Source organism: Streptomyces sp. EDA2-14 (assembly GCF_054963755.1).
The window spans coordinates 37472-56623 of record NZ_JBUEGE010000022.1 but is presented as its reverse complement, the minus strand read 5'-3'; the positions used below and the strand labels follow the sequence as shown (position 1 = coordinate 56623).

General features: G+C 71.5%; 13 protein-coding genes. 9 read left to right on the top strand and 4 right to left on the bottom strand.

Annotation, left to right across the window (positions count from 1 at the left end):
• The first annotated feature begins 44 nt into the window (after window positions 1-44).
• On the top strand, window positions 45-3119 hold the full coding sequence (locus tag ACY34M_RS35450) for a helix-turn-helix transcriptional regulator (RefSeq protein ID WP_462722572.1): 3075 nt from the start codon (window positions 45-47) through the stop codon (window positions 3117-3119).
• A gap of 38 nt (window positions 3120-3157) precedes the next feature.
• On the top strand, window positions 3158-3367 hold the full coding sequence (locus ACY34M_RS35445) for a DUF6191 domain-containing protein (RefSeq protein WP_462722573.1): 210 nt from the start codon (window positions 3158-3160) through the stop codon (window positions 3365-3367).
• Here ACY34M_RS35445 and ACY34M_RS35440 read toward each other — a convergent pair.
• Entirely contained in the window at window positions 3360-4532 is a 1173-nt protein-coding gene (locus tag ACY34M_RS35440; RefSeq protein WP_462722618.1) for a PQQ-dependent sugar dehydrogenase, read from the bottom strand. The two genes, ACY34M_RS35445 and ACY34M_RS35440, sit on opposite strands and share 8 nt — an antisense overlap.
• A gap of 128 nt (window positions 4533-4660) precedes the next feature.
• On the bottom strand, window positions 4661-5674 hold the full coding sequence (locus ACY34M_RS35435; protein ID WP_462724132.1) for an aldo/keto reductase: 1014 nt from the start codon (window positions 5672-5674) through the stop codon (window positions 4661-4663).
• Window positions 5675-5756: 82 nt separating this feature from the next.
• On the opposite strand from ACY34M_RS35435, the gene ACY34M_RS35430 reads away from it, so the two are divergent.
• The 6 genes from ACY34M_RS35430 (at window position 5757) to serA (ending at window position 15710) form a co-directional block, all read left to right on the top strand.
• Window positions 5757-6695 carry a 2-hydroxyacid dehydrogenase gene (locus ACY34M_RS35430; protein WP_462722574.1) on the top strand — a complete coding sequence of 313 codons (939 nt, stop codon included), beginning with the start codon at window positions 5757-5759 and terminating at the stop codon, window positions 6693-6695.
• Window positions 6696-7229: 534 nt separating this feature from the next.
• A complete protein-coding gene (locus ACY34M_RS35425; RefSeq protein WP_462722620.1) occupies window positions 7230-10043 on the top strand; it encodes a putative bifunctional diguanylate cyclase/phosphodiesterase in 2814 nt (937 codons plus the stop codon).
• A 272-nt stretch (window positions 10044-10315) separates the two neighbouring features.
• Window positions 10316-12166 carry an acetolactate synthase large subunit gene (locus tag ACY34M_RS35420; protein ID WP_462722575.1) on the top strand — a complete coding sequence of 617 codons (1851 nt, stop codon included), beginning with the start codon at window positions 10316-10318 and terminating at the stop codon, window positions 12164-12166.
• A gap of 33 nt (window positions 12167-12199) precedes the next feature.
• Window positions 12200-12724, top strand: coding sequence for an acetolactate synthase small subunit (gene ilvN, locus ACY34M_RS35415; protein WP_164300538.1), 525 nt, complete (start codon window positions 12200-12202; stop codon window positions 12722-12724).
• Window positions 12725-12835: 111 nt separating this feature from the next.
• Complete coding sequence (ilvC, locus tag ACY34M_RS35410) at window positions 12836-13837, top strand: ketol-acid reductoisomerase (RefSeq protein WP_462722576.1); 1002 nt, start codon at window positions 12836-12838, stop codon at window positions 13835-13837.
• Window positions 13838-14105: 268 nt separating this feature from the next.
• Window positions 14106-15710, top strand: coding sequence for a phosphoglycerate dehydrogenase (gene serA, locus ACY34M_RS35405; protein ID WP_462722577.1), 1605 nt, complete (start codon window positions 14106-14108; stop codon window positions 15708-15710).
• A gap of 117 nt (window positions 15711-15827) precedes the next feature.
• Here the strand turns inward: serA and ACY34M_RS35400 are convergent, their stop codons facing one another.
• Window positions 15828-17318: an MFS transporter gene (locus tag ACY34M_RS35400; protein ID WP_462722578.1), complete on the bottom strand. Its 1491-nt coding sequence runs from the start codon at window positions 17316-17318 to the stop codon at window positions 15828-15830.
• Window positions 17319-17401: 83 nt separating this feature from the next.
• On the opposite strand from ACY34M_RS35400, the gene ACY34M_RS35395 reads away from it, so the two are divergent.
• A complete protein-coding gene (locus tag ACY34M_RS35395; protein ID WP_462722579.1) occupies window positions 17402-17986 on the top strand; it encodes a TetR/AcrR family transcriptional regulator in 585 nt (194 codons plus the stop codon).
• Here the strand turns inward: ACY34M_RS35395 and ACY34M_RS35390 are convergent.
• On the bottom strand, window positions 17975-19138 hold the full coding sequence (locus ACY34M_RS35390; RefSeq protein ID WP_462722580.1) for a PucR family transcriptional regulator: 1164 nt from the start codon (window positions 19136-19138) through the stop codon (window positions 17975-17977). The genes ACY34M_RS35395 and ACY34M_RS35390 overlap by 12 nt on opposite strands.
• Window positions 19139-19152: the final 14 nt, after the last annotated feature.

Below are 19152 nucleotides of genomic sequence, written 5' to 3'. Positions count from 1 at the left end.
AAATCGCGGCGCCGCTGTCAGACCCGTGTGCGATCCTCAGCGATGTGGAGACCAGGTCCGTCAGCCCGGTGTTCGTCGGTCGCGCCGATGAACTGGGCGTACTGAACAAGGCCCTTGAGCGGGCCGAGGCCGCCGAGCCGCAGGCGCTGCTGCTCGGCGGCGAGGCCGGTGTGGGCAAGACGCGGCTCATCGAGGAGTTCGGCGCCCTGGCCCGCGCGCGGGGCGCCGTCGTCGTCACCGGAGGCTGCGTCGAGATCGGCGCCGACGGACTGCCGTTCGCGCCGTTCTCCACCGCCCTGCGCGCCCTGCGCCGCGCGCTGCCCGACGAGGTGGACGCGGCGGCAGCGGGCCGCGAGGGCGAACTGGCGCGTGTGCTCCCCGAGTTGAGCGACCACGAGGGCGGCGGTTTCGGCGGGAGGGGCGACGAGAGCGCCATGGCCCGCCTCTTCGAGCTCACCGTCCGCCTCCTGGAGCGCGTCGCCGCCGCGCACACCGTCGTCGTCATCCTCGAAGACCTGCACTGGGCGGACGCCTCCACCCGCCACCTGCTCACCTACCTCTTCCGTACGCTGCGCAGCGGCCGCCTCGCCGTCATCGCCAGCTACCGCGCGGACGACGTGCACCGCCGCCACCCGCTGCGCCCCCTGCTGGCCGAGCTCGACCGACTGCGCACCGTCACCCGCGTCGACCTCGGCCGCCTCAGCCGCGACGAGGTGGCCCGCCAGGTCGCCGGGATCCTCGCCGAGGAGCCCGACCCCGCCGTGGTGGACGACATCTTCCGCCGCTCCGAGGGCAACGCGTTCTTCGTCGAGGAACTGGCCGTGGCCGCCACCGAGGGCTGTGCCACGGGCCTGACCGACTCGCTGCGCGACGTCCTCCTCGTCCGCGTCGAATCGCTGCCCGAGTCCGCGCAGCGCGTCGCCCGGATCTGCGCGGAGGGCGGCTCCACGGTCGAGTACCCGCTGCTCGCCGCCGTCGCAGGACTCGGCGAGGACGAGCTGATCGAGGCCCTGCGCGCGGCCGTCGGGGCGAACATCCTGCTCGCCACGCCGGACGGCGACGGCTACCGCTTCCGCCACTCCCTGGTCCGCGAGGCCGTCAGCGACGACCTGCTGCCCGGCGAGCGCTCCCGCCTCAACCGCCGCTACGCCGAGGCCCTGGAGGCCGACCCGGCGCTCGTGCCCGCCGACGCGCGCGTGACGCGCCTCGCCAGCTACTGGTACTCCGCCCACGACGCGGCCAAGGCCCTGCCCGCCGTCCTCGACGCCTCCGTGCAGGCCCGCCGCCGGCACGCCTTCTCCGAGCAACTGCGCCTGCTGGAGCGGGCCATGGAGCTGTGGGACCCGGCACCCGCGGAGGTCCGCGAGCAGCTGCGCCGGCAGGACTACGCCGAGGCGTACCCGGCGGGCTGCGACGACGGCGGGGACCCCGCGAAGGACCGGCTCGGCTACATCGACCTGCTGGCCGAGGCCGCCTTCGCCGGACGGGTCAGCGGGGAGCGCGAGACCGGCCTGAAATACGGCAAGCGGGCCACCCGCATCCTTGAGGAGGCCGCCGAGCGCGGTGAAGCCGACCCCCTGCGCGCGGCCTGGTTCTGGACCGAGCGCGCCCGCATCATGCCGAACATCGGCCGCGGCGACGGCTGGGACGAGATCGCCACCGCGCAGGAGCTGGTCCGCGGCCTGCCCCCGTCCGAGGTGCACGCCGACGTCCTGGTGTTCGTGGCGTCCTGGGGGATGCTGCGCAGCCCCGGCCCCGAGACCCTGGCCGCCGCCGAGCGGGCCGCCGAGTACGCGCGCATGGTCGGCGCCGAGGACACCGAACTGCGCGGCCGCATGGTGCTCGGCACACTCCTGGTCGACGCGGGCGAGGTGGAGCAGGGGCTCTCCGAGCTGTACGAGGTGCGCGAGCGCGCCACCGAGCCGGGCCTCGTCGCCCGCATCGCCGCGGCGCACACGAACCTGCCCTCCGCCCTGGAGGGCGTCGGCCGCTCGGCCGAGTCCGTGCGCCTCAGCGAGGACGCCGTCGAGCTGTGCCGCCGCTACGGCATGCGGGACAGCAAGGGCTGGATCCGCGCCAATCTGGCCGAGTCGATGATCTCCCTCGGCCGCTGGGACGAAGCGGTCGCCGTCGCGGACCGCACCCGCCGCTTCGGCCTGAGCGGCCGGCCACGCGGTTCGTGCAGCACGCACCTGGCGACCGTCGCCCTGCACCGCGGCACCCTCCAGGAAGCGGCCGAACTCCTGGCGGCCGCCCACGAACACTTCGGCACCCACGACCCGCAGCCCCAGTACGCCCTGCCCCTCACCCATCTCGCCCTCGCGCTCGCCGCCGCGCAGGGCCGCATCGCCGACGCCCGCTCCACGCTCGCCGCGCTCGTCGCCACCGGGCTGCCGCCGGTCATGCACCGCTACCTGTGGCCCCTGCTGAGCACCGCGGCGGCCGCCGAGGCCGACGCCCGCGGACTGCCCGCCGCCGAGGCCGGGCGCGCCGAGGCGGTCGAGCGGATCCGGGACGCCGCGAAGCGCCAGTCCGCCACCGTGCCCGTCTGGCAGGCCCACGAGCGCTGGGTGCGCGCCGATCTCCTGCGCGCGGAGGGCCGCGACACCCCCGACGACTGGTCCGCCGTGGTCACCGCGTTCGAACCCCTCGACCGCCCCTTCGACCTGGCCCGCGTCCGCCTCCGCCTCGCCGAGTCCCTGGTCGCGCGGGGCGTGGCGGACGACCGGGAGCGCGCCACCGAGCTGCTGAGGCTCACCGACGCCGTCGCCGAGCACCTGGGCGCGCGCCCGCTCGCCGAGTCCGTGGCCCTGCTGGCCCGGCGCGCGCGGATCAGCCTGACCCATGACCCGGCGGCCCACGAGGTGCCGCGTCAGGGCGGCCCGGCCGACCCCGCGGAGGAGTTCGGCCTCACCGGTCGCGAGCGGGACGTGCTGCGCCTCGTCGCGGCGGGGCGCAGCAACCGGCAGATAGCCGAGGAGCTGTTCATCTCGCCGAAGACCGCCAGCGTCCACGTCTCCAACATCCTGGCGAAGCTGGGCGTCGCCGGACGCGGCGAGGCGGCGGCCCTGGCCCACCGCCTGCACCTCTTCCCGGCGGGGAGGGCTCCCGTACGCTGAGGGCGAGGGCCCGGTCGGACCCGCCACTGGGAGGCGCCGTGTTCAACATGTTCGAGGAACTGTTCGCGCCCGGCCGCAAGCACACCAACGACGAGCGCAAGCGCCTGGAGCTGACCCGCGTCGACATGAACGACGGGGATCCGGGCCGCGGCCCGATAGACCTCACGTCGGGCAAGGTCGTCGTCCGCCCGCCGCAGCCCGCGGACGCGGAAACCTCGCAGGCGGAGCCGGACGACGAGGTCAGCTGACCTTCAGCTCCAGGATCCGGTCGTCCCCCTTCTCCGGCGTCCCGCGCGTGTCCGTCTCGCTCGTCATCAGCCACAGCTTGTCGTCGTCCGCCGCCACCACGGTGCGCAGCCGCCCGTACTTCCCCTCCAGGAACGCCTGCGGCTCATGGGCCGCCTTCGTACCGTCCAGGGGAATCCGCCAGAGCCGCTCGCCGCGCAGCCCGGCCATCCAGATCGAGCCCTTCGCGTACGCGATCCCGCTGGGCGAGGCGTCCGCCGTGTGCCACTGGGCGATCGGGTCGTGGTACTTCTTGTCGCCGCTCTCGCCCTCGGCGTCGGGCCAGCCGTAGTTGTCGCCCGCCACGATCCGGTTCAGCTCGTCCCAGGTGTCCTGGCCGAACTCCGAGGCCCACAGCCGCTTGTCCCCGTCCCAGGCAAGACCCTGCACATTGCGGTGCCCGTACGAGTACACGGGGGAGTCCCCGAACGGATTGCCGGGCGCCGGCTCGCCCTCCGCGGTCAGCCGCAGGATCTTGCCGCCCGTCGACTTCTTGTCCTGCGCCAGCGGCTTGTCGTACGTCTCGCCGGTGCCCACGTACAGCAGCTTGTCCGGGCCGAACGCGATCCGCCCGCCGTTGTGGTTCGTGCCCTTGGGGATGCCCCGGAACACGGTGTCGGGAGCGCCCAGCTGCTCGCCGGACGGCTTCTTCTCGTCGTAGATCATCCGCGCGATGCGGTTGTCCGACTCCGTCGTGAAGTACGCGTAGACCATGTGGTCGGAGGCGTACGAGGGGGAGAGCGCGAGGCCCAGGAGCCCGCCCTCGCCCTCGGGCGCGACGCCGGGCACCTCGCCGAGCACGGTCTTCTTCCCCGTCTTCGTGTCGACCCGGGTGATCGTCCCCTCGTCGCGGGACGAGACGAGCAGGTCGCCCTCGGGCAGCTCGGCAAGCCCCCACGGCGACTTCAGGCCGTCCGTGACGGTCCGCTCGACGCTCACCGAACCCTTCGCCGGGGGCACGTCCCCCGCGGTGGTCGAGGAGCCCTTCGACCCGCTCGCGCTCGGCGCGGACGTCTCGTCCCTGCCCGGCGGGGAGTCGTCACCGGACGAGCATCCCGCCGTGAGCAGGAGCGCGGCACAGGCGGCGAGGGCCAACGCGGGCCGCACAGCTGGACGTTGCACGATCAGAATCCCTTCGACACGAAGCTCTGCCGTTCACACACCGCTCTCCTCTTGAAACACCGTTCACGCCGCTCAGGTTCCCGGACCGGCGCACTCGTTCGGGTCGATCCGACCGGACGGGCCCACCCGGCCGCTCAGTCCCAGGACCCCTGCGCCGCCGGAAGCGCCGCGATCTCCGCCAAGTCCTCCGCGGTGAGCCGCAGTTCGGCGGAGGCCGCGTTCTCCAGCACCCAGCGCTCCTGCTTGGTGCCCGGCACCGGCACCACACCAGTACCTTGCGCCGCCACCCAGGCGAGCGCCACCTGGGCCGGTGTCACCTGCTCGCCGTGGCGCCCGGCGATCCGGCGCAGACCCGCCACGATCGGCTGGTTCGCCGCCATCATCTCGGCGGTGAAGCGGGGGTGCCGGGCGCGCAGGTCGTCCGGTTCGAAGCCGCCGCCGGTGGTGAGCGTGCCGGTCAGGAACCCGCTGCCGAGCGGCATCGCGCCGAGGAACCCGATGCCACGCGCCGCGCACCAGGGCAGCAGCGCCCCGAGCGCCTCCGGAGACCACACCGACAGCTCGGCCATGACCGCGCTCACCGGGAACACCTGCTGCACCCGCTCCAACTGGCGGATCGTTCCGGCATGCCGCTCGGCCCGGCCGCCGCGCCGCGAGGCCCGCGCGCCCACCGCGCAGAACCCCAGCGAGCGCACCTTGCCCGCCGTCACCAGCTCCGCCATCGCGCCCCACGTCTCCTCGACGGGCACCTCGGGGTCCGCGCGGTGCAGCTGGTACAGGTCGATGACATCGGTCTGCAGGCGCCGCAGCGACGCGTCGCAGGCCCGCTTCACATAGCCGGGGCGGCCGTTGGCGACGATGTGCTGCTCGCCGACGAGCAGCCCCACCTTCGTCGACACGAACGCGTCGGCCCGCCGCTCCTTGAGCACCCGGCCCAGCAGCAGCTCATTGGTGAAGGGCCCGTACATGTCCGCGGTGTCGACCAGACTGCACCCGCGGTCCAGGGCGGTGTGCACGGCACGCAGGGACTCCTCGCCGCGCTGTTGCGAGCCGGTGTAGGCCCAGCTCATCGGCATGCATCCGATCCCGACGGCACCCACCTCTAGGCCCGCCGCGCCGATCGCCTTGCGCGCACCACCTTGCTCCACCTGCCCGTGACCCTCCCTGGCCCCTCCTGAGGTCCCCAACCTAACCTCTGTACCTTCACTCGGCTGACATAGCCTCCTGACCATGACTGGTGATGTGTGGCTGCCCTTCCGCGCCGACGAGATTCCGGGCCTTCCACAGGGCCTCGACTACCGCTTCTGGAACGGTGAACCCGACTTCCCGGCGGACCCCGCCGACTGCGCGTTCTACGTCGTCCCCTACATGAAGCCGCCGGATGTCGGCGTCCGCCCGATGCCCGGCATGACGTCCGTACGCGCCGTGCAGACGCTCTCCGCGGGCGTCGACCACGTACAGAGCGGTCTGAAGTACCTGCGCGCGGGCGTCGAGTTGTGCAATGCCCGCGGGGTGCACGACGCCAGCACCGCCGAGCTCGCGCTCACCCTGATCCTCGCCTCCCTGCGCGGCATCCCCGACTTCGTGCGCGGCCAGGACCGGGGCGAGTGGCGCGGCGGATTCCGGCCCGCGCTCGCCGACAAGCACGTACTGATCGTGGGATACGGGGCCATCGGCGCCGCGGTGGAGGACCGGCTCACGCCGTTCGAGGTCGCGCGGGTGACACGCGTCGCGCGCTCCGCCCGTACAACGGAGCGCGGGCCCGTGCACCCGCTCACCGAGCTGCCGGAACTGCTGCCGCAGGCCGATGTCGTCATCATGGTGACCCCGCTCACCGAGGACACCCGCGGCCTCGTGAACGCCGAGTTCCTCGCCCGCCTCAAGGACGGCGCACTGCTCGTGAACGTCGGCCGCGGCCCGGTCGTCGACACCAAGGCCCTCCTCGCGGAACTGGAGACTGGCCGGATCACCGCTGCCCTCGACGTCACGGATCCCGAACCCCTGCCTCGGGAGCACCCGTTGTGGCAGGCTCCTGGTGTGCTCATCTCGCCGCACGTGGGTGGCCCCACATCCGCCTTCATGCCGCGGGCCAAGCGTCTGCTCGCCGCTCAGCTCACCCGCTTCGCGGCGGGGGAACCGCTCGAGAACGTCGTGCTCACCGTCGACTGACCCCGGCCGTCCCCGCGGGCCCTGCGAAACCCTCCGCGCCGCGCGCCACGACCGGCCCCACGGGCAACTCCCGTGAGGTCGTCCGGGGTTCGTCGGGCACTCTGTGCGCCCGTCCGGATGCACCCCGTGCCCGCCCCGTGTCCGCATCGTGCCTGGTCGTCACGGAGAGTAGAGGAACTATGTCCCTGAGTGACGAGACTGGTGTATCGTCCCGACTGGGGCAGCGCCGCGCCAGCACGTGGCGCCGGGGACGAGTGACGGACTGCGAGGGGGGCGACGGGCGATGCACGGCCTATGGGCGAACGATCCGACGCGGCGGGGCCGCCGACGGCTGTCTTGTACGGTGACCCACGCGCCGATGCGCGGCCGAAGTCCGGGCTGCCGCAGGACACATACGCATCGATCAGGACCGCGCGGCGGCCGCAGAAGGCCCCCGCAGGAGGGCCGGCGGAAGGCGGACACGGGGGCGACCCGGCGGACCGGGGCGGCCCGGTGACCGCGCACCCCACGCCGACGACAGCGCTGGGCGCCTCCATGTACTCCGGTGGCCAGGCATCCGCCCGCGCGCCTCAGCGGGGCGGCTCCGGAGCCCAGTTGCTCCTCGCCCTCCTGTGCGCCGGCTTCGCGGTGGGGTCCGCGGTCGGCTGGGGATCCGACCGACTCGCCCTGATCATGGGCGACTTCGGCCTGAGTGTCGCGGCCGCGATCGCCGCAGTGTCGAACTTCGTGTACGCGCGCCGCAGTCGCAGCCGCTTTCGACCTGCCTGGCTCCTGTTCGCCTTCTCCTCCCTCATGGCCAGCTTCGGCAACGGGGTGTGGGGCTGGTACGAGGTCGTCCTGCGCGAGCCGGTGCCGACGCCGAGCCTCGCCGACCTGTTCTTCCTCTGCTTCGCGCCACCCGCCATCATCGGCCTGCTCGTGCTCGCCCGGCGACCCATGACCAAGGCCGGCTGGATCTGCCTCGCGCTCGACGCCTGGCTCATCGCCGGCTCCCTGATCACGCTCTCCTGGAGCCTCGCCCTCGCGCACACCGCCGAGTTCGAAGGCCAGAGCGTCACCCGCACCGCGCTCTCCCTCGCGTATCCACTGCTCGACATCGCCCTGGTCAGCATGGTGCTCGCGCTGCACTTCCGGCGCTCTCCCGGCAACCGCACGGCGGTGAACACCGCGATCGGCGCGCTCGCCCTCACCGTGATGTGCGACGCCCTGTTCACCTCGCCGCTGCTGCACGCCAGTTACCGCTCGGGCGAGATCCTCGACGCCGGCTGGTTCGCCGGGTCGCTGCTGCTCGCGTACGCGCCGTGGGTGGGGGCGCGGCGCGGCGTGCGGGAGAGCGACCGCTCGCCCGGACCCGGCAGTCGCTATCAGGTCAGCTACACCCGCCCGATCTCCGGCTCGCTCGCCGCGCTCGCCCCGTACCTGGCCGCAGCCGTCTGCACGCTGGGCATTCTGTACAACGTGCTGAACGGGCACCGGGTCGACCGCGTCGTGCTCTTCACGGCCTGCACGGTCGTCCTCGCGCTCGTCATGCGCCAGGGCATCATGCTGCTCGACAACATCACGCTCACCCAGGAACTGGCGCAGAAGGAGAACCACTTCCGCTCCCTGGTCCAGGGCTCCAGCGACGTCATCATGATCGCCGCGCCGAACGGGATACTGAGATACGTCAGCCCGGCCGCCGCCGGTGTCTACGGGCGCGACGCGGAGGACCTCGTCGGTTCCGAACTCGCCTCGATCATCCACCCCGAGGACCTCGGGCGCGTGATGCACGAGGTCCGCAGATTCCTCGCCGCGAGCCAGGTCGAGGAACCCACTACGCGCATCGAGTGCCGCTTCCGCTCCGGCACCGGCGCCTGGCTGAACGTGGAGTCCACGATCAACCGCCACCACGGCGGTCTGATCCTCAACAGCAGAGACGTGACCGAACGGGTGCGCCTCCAGGCCCAGTTGCAGCACAACGCGGAGCACGACCCGCTGACCGACCTGCCCAACAGGGCGCTGTTCACCAAGCGGGTCGGACAGGCCCTGGCCGGACGCCGGGCCGGCGACCTGGGCACCGCCGTGCTCTTCATCGACCTCGACGGCTTCAAGCAGGTCAACGACACGATCGGCCACCAGGCGGGCGACGAGCTGCTCGTGCAGGCGGCCAAGCGGCTGGCCGAATCCGTACGCGCCTCGGACACCGCGTCCCGGCTCGGCGGCGACGAGTTCGCGGCGCTGATCGTCGGCGACGGCGGACGCGACCACACGGCCAGGGAACAGCAGATCTACGAGCTGGCCGACCGCCTCAGAATCACCCTGTCCCAGCCCTACACGATCGACGGGCACGACGGAGTGCGCGTCGCCGCCTCCATCGGCGTGGCCTTCGCCGAGCCGGACATCACGGCGGGCGAGCTGCTGCGCAATGCCGACCTGGCGATGTACCGCGCGAAAGCGGCGGGCAAGGGCCGCGTCGAGCTGTACGCGCCGCAGATGCAGGCCGACGTCGTCCGCAAGGCGCAGCTGGCCACGCGGCTCCGGTCGGCGCTGAACGAGGGCGAGTTCGCCCTGCTCCACCAGCCCATCGTGTCGCTCGACGACGGGCGGATCACGGCGGTCGCCGCGCAGGCGAGGTGGCGCAGCGCGCAGGGCATCCTGTTCACGCCCGCCGAGTTCCTGCGCGCGGCCGACGACGGCGAGCGCACCGCCGAGCTGGGCCGCTGGATGCTGGAGGAGGCCGTCGAGCAGGCCGCCGAGCGCGGGCACAGCGGGCATGCGACGCCCGTCTCGGTGCGCATGAGCGCGCGCAGACTCCTCGACCGGTCCATGCCGCTCGGCTCGATAGAGGCGCTCCTCACCCGGCACGGGCTGCCGTCGGGCGCCCTCGTGATCGAACTGGCGGACAGCGACCCACGGGTCCCGCTCGACGAGCTGGAGCGGCGCCTGACGGCCCTGCGCCGCCTCGGCGTCCGGATCGCCCTGGACGGCTTCGGCAGCGGCTACGCGGCCATCACGGCGCTGCGCCGGCTCCCCGTCGACGTACTGAAGCTCGACCGCTCGCTGATCGAGGGTGTCGTCGAGTCCGCGCGCCTGCACAAGATCACCAGTGGGCTGCTGCGGATCGCGGGCGACCTCGGACTCGGCTCCGTGGCGGACGGCGTGGACCTGCCCGAACAGGTCGCGGCGCTGCGCGCGATGGGGTGCACGCACGGGCAGGGCATGGCGTTCTCCGGGCCGCTCGACGAGTACCGCCTGCGCCGCGCACTCGCCTCGGGGGAGTACCCGGTCCCCACGGGCCCCGCCGAGCCGGTGTTCGCGGGCGTCCCCGCACTGCGCTCACATAGTGAGACCCCCGTCCCACCCACTTGACACGCCATACGCGCCGGGGGGAGGGTCAGTGCCATGCGCACCCGAATTCTCGTACTTGGAAAGCGCGTCGGCTGAAGCTGGAACCACCGGGCTGAAGTGAAGCCCCGGAAAATCCAGCGACCGCACCCGGCGCGCTCCCCTCGCTTGCCCCACGGCACGAGGGGTTTTTTGTTGCACGGGTGCCGGTTCAGATCCGCCGCGAACCGCCCGACACACACGTAAGACCCTGCAGAACCCTCGCAAAAACCCTCAGCATCGAGAAGAGAATGCCGATGACCGAGCAGGCCACCGGGGCCAGCCATCCGCAGCCGCGGCCCCGTTCCGGAGGACAGCAGTCCGCCCCCGTCGAGCACGTCACGGGTGCGAAGTCCCTCATTCGCTCGCTTGAGGAGGTCGGGGTCGACACCGTATTCGGTATCCCCGGCGGCACGATCCTTCCCGCGTACGACCCGATGATGGACTCGAGCCGGGTGCGCCACGTGCTCGTCCGTCACGAGCAGGGCGCCGGCCACGCTGCCACCGGTTACGCGCAGGCCACCGGCAAGGTCGGTGTCTGCATGGCCACCTCGGGCCCCGGCGCGACCAACCTGGTGACGCCGATCGCCGACGCGATGATGGACTCGGTGCCGCTCGTCGCGATCACCGGCCAGGTCGTCTCCAAGGCCATCGGCACGGACGCCTTCCAGGAGGCGGACATCGTCGGCATCACCATGCCGATCACCAAGCACAGCTTCCTGGTCACCAAGGCCGAGGAGATCCCGCAGGCGATCGCCCAGGCGTTCCACATCGCCTCGACCGGCCGTCCGGGCCCGGTCCTCGTGGACATCCCGAAGGACATCCTGCAGTCGCAGACGACCTTCACCTGGCCGCCGCAGCAGGACCTGCCCGGCTACCGCCCGGTGACCAAGCCGCACGCCAAGCAGATCCGCGAGGCCGCGAAGCTGATCACGAACGCGAAGCGGCCCGTCCTCTACGTCGGTGGCGGCGTCCTCAAGGCGCAGGCCACCGCCGAGCTGAAGATGCTCGCCGAGCTCACCGGAGCGCCCGTCACCACCACCCTGATGGCGCTCGGCGCATTCCCCGACAGCCACCCGCTGCACGTGGGAATGCCGGGCATGCACGGTGCGGTCACCGCCGTCACCGCGCTGCAGAAGGCCGACCTGATCGTCGCCCTCGGAGCCCGCTTCGACGACCGCGTCACCGGCAACCTGGACAGCTTCGCGCCGTTCGCGAAGATCGTGCACGCCGACATCGACCCGGCGGAGATCGGCAAGAACCGCGCCGCCGACGTGCCGATCGTCGGCGACGCCCGCGAGGTCATCGCCGACCTGATCCAGGCGGTCCAGAAGGAGCACAGCGACGGTCACGCCGGCGACTACAGCGCCTGGTGGACCGACCTCAACCGCTGGCGCGAGACGTACCCGCTCGGCTACGACCAGCCCGAGGACGGCTCGCTCTCCCCGCAGCAGGTCATCGAGCGCATCGGCCAACTCGCCCCCGAGAACACGATCTTCGCGGCGGGCGTCGGCCAGCACCAGATGTGGGCCGCGCACTACATCCAGTACGAGAAGCCGGCGACCTGGCTGAACTCGGGCGGCGCCGGCACCATGGGCTACTCGGTGCCCGCCGCGATGGGTGCCCAGGCCGGGGCCCCGGACAAGACGGTCTGGGCGATCGACGGCGACGGCTGCTTCCAGATGACCAATCAGGAGCTGACCACCTGCGCCCTGAACAACATCCCGATCAAGGTCGCCATCATCAACAACGGCGCCCTCGGGATGGTCCGCCAGTGGCAGACGCTGTTCTACAACCAGCGCTACTCGAACACCGTGCTGCACGCGGGCCCCGACGGCGAGACCCCGCCCAACAAGGGCACGCGCGTCCCGGACTTCGTGAAGCTGAGCGAGGCCATGGGCTGCTACGCCATCCGCTGCGAGCGCCCCGAGGACCTCGACAAGTGCATCGAGGAGGCGAACTCGATCAACGACCGCCCGGTCGTGGTCGACTTCATCGTCCACGAGGACGCCATGGTGTGGCCGATGGTCGCCGCCGGCACCTCCAACGACGAGATCATGGCCGCTCGGGACGTCCGCCCCGACTTCGGCGACTCCGAAGACGACTGAGCGACGACGAGACGTAGAGAGAGACCAAGAGATATGTCCAAGCACACGCTCTCCGTCCTGGTCGAGAACAAGCCCGGTGTCCTGGCCCGGATCACCGCCCTCTTCTCGCGCCGCGGCTTCAACATCGACTCGCTCGCCGTCGGCGTCACCGAGCACCCCGACATCTCGCGCATCACCATCGTCGTGAATGTCGAGTCGCTCCCGCTCGAACAGGTCACGAAGCAGCTCAACAAGCTGGTCAACGTCCTGAAGATCGTCGAACTGGAGCCGGGCTCCGCCGTCCAGCGCGAGCTCGTGCTCGCCAAGGTCCGCGCCGACAACGAGACGCGCTCGCAGATCGTCGAGATCGTCCAGCTGTTCCGCGCCAAGACCGTGGACGTCTCCCCGGAGGCCGTCACCATCGAGGCCACCGGCTCCAGCGACAAGCTCGAGGCGATGCTCAAGATGCTGGAACCCTTCGGCATCAAGGAGCTCGTCCAGTCCGGCACCATCGCCGTCGGCCGCGGCTCGCGCTCCATCACCGACCGGAGCCTGCGGGCGCTCGACCGCACCGCGTAAACCACGCGGCGCCCCCGCGCGCCCCCCTCTCGGATACCGAGACCCCTCAACCTTCCTTCCGCACCCCGCCGTACGGTGGGACGCAACACCAGTACACCAAGGAGAACCCCAGTGGCCGAGCTGTTCTACGACGACGATGCCGACCTGTCCATCATCCAGAACCGCAAGGTCGCGGTGATCGGTTACGGCTCCCAGGGCCACGCCCACGCGCTCTCGCTGCGCGACTCGGGCGTCGACGTGCGCGTCGGTCTGCACGAGGGCTCCAAGTCCAAGGCGAAGGCCGAGGAGCAGGGCCTGCGCGTGGTCACCCCGTCCGAGGCCGCGGCCGAGGCCGACGTCATCATGATCCTGGTCCCGGACCCGATCCAGGCCCAGGTCTACGAGGAGACCATCGCCCCGAACCTGAAGGACGGCGACGCGCTGTTCTTCGGCCACGGCCTCAACATCCGCTACGGCTTCATCAAGCCGCCGGAGGGTGTCGACGTCTGCATGGTCGCCCCCAAGGGCCCGGGCCACCTCGTGCGCCGTCAGTACGAGGAGGGCCGCGGCGTTCCGTGCATCGCGGCCGTCGAGCAGGACGCCTCCGGCAAGGGCTTCGAGCTGGCCCTCTCCTACGCGAAGGGCATCGGCGGCACCCGCGCCGGCGTCATCAAGACGACCTTCACCGAGGAGACCGAGACCGACCTGTTCGGTGAGCAGGCCGTGCTCTGCGGCGGTACCGCCGCGCTGGTCAAGGCGGGCTTCGAGACGCTGACCGAGGCCGGCTACCAGCCGGAGATCGCGTACTTCGAGTGCCTGCACGAGCTGAAGCTCATCGTCGACCTCATGTACGAGGGCGGCCTGGAGAAGATGCGCTGGTCGGTCTCCGAGACCGCCGAGTGGGGCGACTACGTCACCGGCCCGCGGATCATCACGGACGCCACCAAGGCCGAGATGAAGCAGGTCCTCGCCGAGATCCAGGACGGCACGTTCGCCAAGAACTGGATGGACGAGTACCACGGCGGTCTGAAGAAGTACAACGAGTACAAGAAGCAGGACGAGGACAGCCTGCTCGCCACCACGGGCAAGGAGCTGCGCAAGCTCATGAGCTGGGTGAACGACGAGGAGGCGTAAGCCTTCCGACAACGGGTCGCGGCCGGTGCCGCGGCCCGTTGTCCATTCCGTCCAGCCTCGGACGGGTGATCCTTCCGGGGAGGCGCAAGACGCCCTCCCCGGCGCCACTACACTGCTGACTACATTCGCGTTGGGCCCACAGCGTCGTGCGTCTTCCACGCGGCAAGCCAAGCGACACCGGGACATGTGCCTGCCCACCCCCGGCGCCGCTCCCTCCACGCCTGCGGCCGTCGGGACGGCCGTCCGCATTGGACCTGTGAGGACTCACGTGAGCACTGCTGCCAACGGCAAACCCGTCGTACTCATCGCCGAGGAGCTGTCGCCCGCGACGGTCGACGCCCTGGGCCCGGACTTCGAGATCCGCCAGTGCAACGGCGCGGACCGGGGCGAGCTGCTCCCGGCCATCGCCGACGTCGACGCGATCCTGATCCGCTCGGCCACCAAGGTCGACGCCGAGGCGATCGCCGCCGCGAAGAAGCTGAAGGTCGTCGCACGAGCCGGCGTCGGCCTCGACAACGTCGACGTGTCCGCCGCCACCAAGGCCGGCGTGATGGTCGTGAACGCCCCGACCTCCAACATCGTGACCGCCGCCGAGCTGGCCTGCGGTCTGCTCATCGCCACCGCGCGCAACATCCCGCAGGGCTCGCAGGCCCTCAAGGGCGGCGAGTGGAAGCGCAGCAAGTACACGGGTGTCGAGCTCGCGGAGAAGACCCTCGGCGTCGTCGGCCTCGGCCGCATCGGCGCGCTGGTCGCGCAGCGCATGAGCGCCTTCGGCATGAAGGTCGTCGCGTACGACCCGTACGTGCAGCCCGCGCGCGCCGCGCAGATGGGCGTGAAGGTCCTCTCCCTCGACGAGCTGCTCGAGGTCTCGGACTTCATCACCGTCCACCTCCCCAAGACCCCCGAGACGCTGGGCCTGATCGGCGACGAGGCGCTGCACAAGGTCAAGCCGAACGTGCGCATCGTCAACGCCGCGCGCGGCGGGATCGTCGACGAGGAGGCGCTGTACTCGGCGATCAAGGAAGGCCGCGTCGCCGGCGCCGGCCTCGACGTGTACGCGAAGGAGCCCTGCACGGACTCCCCGCTGTTCCAGTTCGACCAGGTCGTCTGCACCCCGCACCTCGGCGCCTCCACGGACGAGGCGCAGGAGAAGGCCGGTGTCGCCGTCGCCAAGTCGGTGCGCCTCGCGCTCTCCGGTGAGCTCGTGCCGGACGCGGTCAACGTCCAGGGCGGCGTGATCGCCGAGGACGTCAAGCCGGGCCTGCCGCTCGCCGAGCGCCTCGGCCGCATCTTCACCGCCCTCGCGGGCGAGGTCGCGGTCCGCCTCGACGTCGAGGTGTACGGCGAGATCACCCAGCACGACGTGAAGGTGCTCGAACTCTCCGCGCTCAAGGGCGTGTTCGAGGACGTCGTCGACGAGACGGTGAGTTACGTCAACGCCCCGCTGTTCGCGCAGGAGCGCGGCGTCGAGGTCCGCCTCACGACGTCCTCCGAGTCGCACGAGCACCGCAACGTCGTGACGGTGCGCGGCACCCTCGGCGACGGCCAGGAGGTCTCGGTCTCCGGCACGCTCGCGGGCCCGAAGCATCTGCAGAAGATCGTCGCGGTCGGCGAGTACGACGTGGACCTCGCGCTCGCCCAGCACATGGCCGTCCTGCGCTACGAGGACCGTCCGGGTGTCGTCGGCACCGTGGGCCGCGTCCTCGGCGAGGCGGGCATCAACATCGCGGGCATGCAGGTCTCCCGTGCGGACGTCGGCGGCGAGGCCCTCGCGGTCCTGACCGTGGACGACACGGTGCCGCAGACGGTTCTGAACGAGCTGGCGGCGGAGATCGGCGCGACGTCGGCGCGTGCGGTGAACCTCTCCGAGTAATCGGGCACTGCTCAAGGCGGCCGCCCCGTACGACTTCGTACGGGGCGGCCGCCTTTTGCGTGACCTTTTGCGTGACCTTTTGGGTGACCTTTTGCGTGACCTTCTGTGCGGGCCGGATCAGGCGATCGGCTCCAAGCCGGCCGTCTTCCCGGCGGATTCGGCCACCGCCGCGTCCCGCCGCGTCCGCAGCAGTCGTACGGCGAGCAGCGCGCCCACGAGGAGTACGAAGATCGCGGTGTACGAGGCCCAGGACATGCCGTCCACGAAGGCGGTGCGGGCGGTGTCGACCAGAGCGGGGACGGTGATCGCCTCGCCGAGGGTCTCGGGTGCGCCCGCGGGCAGGCCCGCCTGGAAGACCGCGGTGCCGACCGAGCCGAGGACCGCCATCCCCAGCGCGCCGCCGAACTCCTGCCCGGTCTCCAGGAGCGAGCCCGCCGTGCTGGCCTTGTCCACGGGGGCGGCGCTCAGCGCCAGATCGCTGACGACGGAGGAGACGGTGACCACGCCGCAGCCGATCAGCGCCGCCCCGGCGAGGACGAGCACCAGGGAGTCCGTCCCCGCCAGGGACATCAGCCCGAACCCGGCCGCCGAGACGAGGAACCCGGAGGCGACCACGTACCGCTTCTGGATCCGCTGGGCCAGCGAGGCCGCGAGGGGCGCGACGCCGCCGATGAGCAGGGACGGGGCCAGCGACCACAGGGCGGCCTTCAACGGCTCGTAGCCGAGGACCGACTGCAGGTACTGCGTGGTGAAGAACGCCGAGCCCATCATCGCGAACATCACCAGGGTGTTGAGCGCGACTCCGGCCGAGTAGAGCCGCTGCGCGAAGAGTGAGCGGCTGAGCATCGCGTACGGGACCGTGCGCTGGCGGCGGACGAACAGGGCGCCGAAGGCGAGGCCCGCGGCCACGACCAGCAGATAGCGCACCTCGAAGCCCTCGGCGGCGATCTGCTTGAGGCCGTAGACGACGGGCAGCACGGTCGCCATCGACAGCGGCACCGACAACAGGTCGAAGCGGGCCGGGGGATTGGGGTCGCGGCTCTCCGGCAGCAGGAGCGGGCCGACCACCAGCAGGAGCAGCATCGCCGGGACGTTCACCAGGAAGACCGAGCCCCACCAGAAGTGCTCCAGGAGGAGCCCCGACATCACCGAGCCGAGCGCGACACCGCCGGCCATCGCGCCCGACCAGATGCCGATCGCCTTGGCGCGCTTGGCGTCGTCGGTGAACAGCGAGCGGACGATGCCGAGGGTGGACGGCATCAGCGTCGCCCCGCCGACCCCGAGCAGCGCGCGGGCCGCGATCAGCGCCTCGGCGCTCGGCGCGTACGCCGCGAGGACGGAGGCCGCGCCGAAGGCGGCGGCGCCGAACAGGAGCAGCTTGCGGCGGCCGATCCGGTCGCCGAGGGAGCCCATGGTCAGCAGCAGGCCCGCCAGCACGAATCCGTAGATGTCGAAGATCCAGAGCTGCTGGGTGGCGGTCGTGTGCAGTTCCTGGCTGATCTCCGGGACCGCGAAGTAGAGCACGGAGACGTCCATCGAGACCAGGAGCAGCGGAAGCATCAGGACGGTGAAGGCCGTCCACGGAGTCGTGCGCGTCGTCTGCGTCATGGAAGGGACTGTACGAGCGTCTTAGACGCTTGTCTAGAACGTTTGTATAAGACGGTCGTCTGAAGTCTGGGTAGGGTGGGCGCATGGGACACCGTGAGGATCTGCTCGAAGGCGCCAAGCGCTGCCTGCTGGAGAAGGGGTTCGTGCGCACGACCGCGCGCGACATCGTCAAGGAGTCCGGGGCGAACCTGGCGTCGATCGGCTACCACTACGGGTCGAAGGACGCGTTGCTGGCGCAGGCCTATCTGGAGCTGGTCGAGCAGTCGGCCGACGTCTTCGACCAGGGAGGCCTCTCGGCTCCGCCCGGCTCCCTGGAGCGCTTCCAGGAGGTGTGGGGCAACGTCATCGAGAGCATGGGCAAGCCCGGCTCCATGTGGCACCTGGGCATGGAGCTGGTCGTCATGGGGGACAAGCTGCCCGGCGTGCGGGAGATCGTGGCGAAGGCCCAGACCGAGGGCGGGCGCGGCGTCATCCCCATGTTCATGGGCGGCGAGGAACCGCCCGCCGACCACCCGAGCGTCGACACGCTCGGGAAGTTCTACATGACGCTGATGACCGGGGTCATCGCCCAGTACATGCTCGACCCCGAGAGCGCGCCGAGCGCCGAGGAGCTCACCGAGGGGGTGCGGCGGCTGATGACCGCCGCGCAGCCCCCGTCACAGCCGTGACGCCTTCAGCCCCATGTGCAGCAGCAGCCGGTCCTCGCCCTCGTCCAGGTCGAGGCCGGTGAGCTGTTCGACGCGGGAGAGGCGGTAGTACAGCGTCTGGCGGTGGATGCCGAGGGCGGCCGCGGTGCGGCCCGCCTGGCCCGCGCAGTCGAGGAACACCTCGGCGGTGCGCGCCAGTTGGCGGTGCGCGGGCGCCAGCAGCGGGGACACCGCAGGGTCGTGCGCGGCCTCCGCGGGCAGCGCCGTCAGCAGCCGGTACGGGCCGATCGAGGACCACTGTGCGTCCGGGCCGAGGCCCGGGTCGGCGAGCGCGGCGCGCGCCGCGGCCGTCGCCTCCTGCCAGGCCGCGGCCAGTTCGGCGAGGTCGTCGCGCGCGGCGCCGACCCCCGCCGCCACCGGGGAACCCGCCCGCCCCCGCAGCTTCGCCGCCGCCGTCAGCGCGGGCGTGAGCGCCTCCCGCGAACGCAGCCGCACCAGCAGGGCGAGACACTGGCCCGTCGCACCCCACGGCACCGTGCACAGCGCGTCCGCCGCCGGGATCGTCCGCACCGACGGCGCCTCGTCCGGGTCGGCCGAGGGCCACGGCGCGACACACACCACCGTGTGCAGGCCCTGCGCCCGGCTGCCGAGCGCCGTGCGCAGCGCCGCCACCGCCATGTCCCGCTGCCAGCCCCGCTCCGCCGTGAGCACGGAGTGGAACTCGCGGGTCAGGTCCGCGCCCGCCTGCGCCTCGTCGGCGAGCTGCGCGCCGATCCGGCCCGTCACCTCCATCGCGGCATCGAGCTGCTCGTCCGTGGGACCCGGTTCGTCGTCGAGCAGCCATACGTAGCCGAGGACGAAACCGTGATGGCGTACGGGCAGGCAGATACGGCCGCGGTAGACGCCGGCCTCCGGGGTCGCCGGGATCCGGACCGGGGACTTGGCGCTCGCGATGCCGAAGCCCTCGAACCAGGTCCGGACGGCAGGCGTCGAGCTGCGGGTCAGGATCGACCGCGTGCGCACCGGGTCGAGCGCCGACTCGTCGAACTCGGTGTCGCTGTCGGTGACCTGCGCCCCGAACGCGATGAGTCGGAAGTCCCGGTTCTCCAGGGTCGCCGGGGCACCGAGCAGCGCCGAGATCTCGTCGACCAGTTCCTGGTAATCACCTTTCACCCCACCATTCTCCC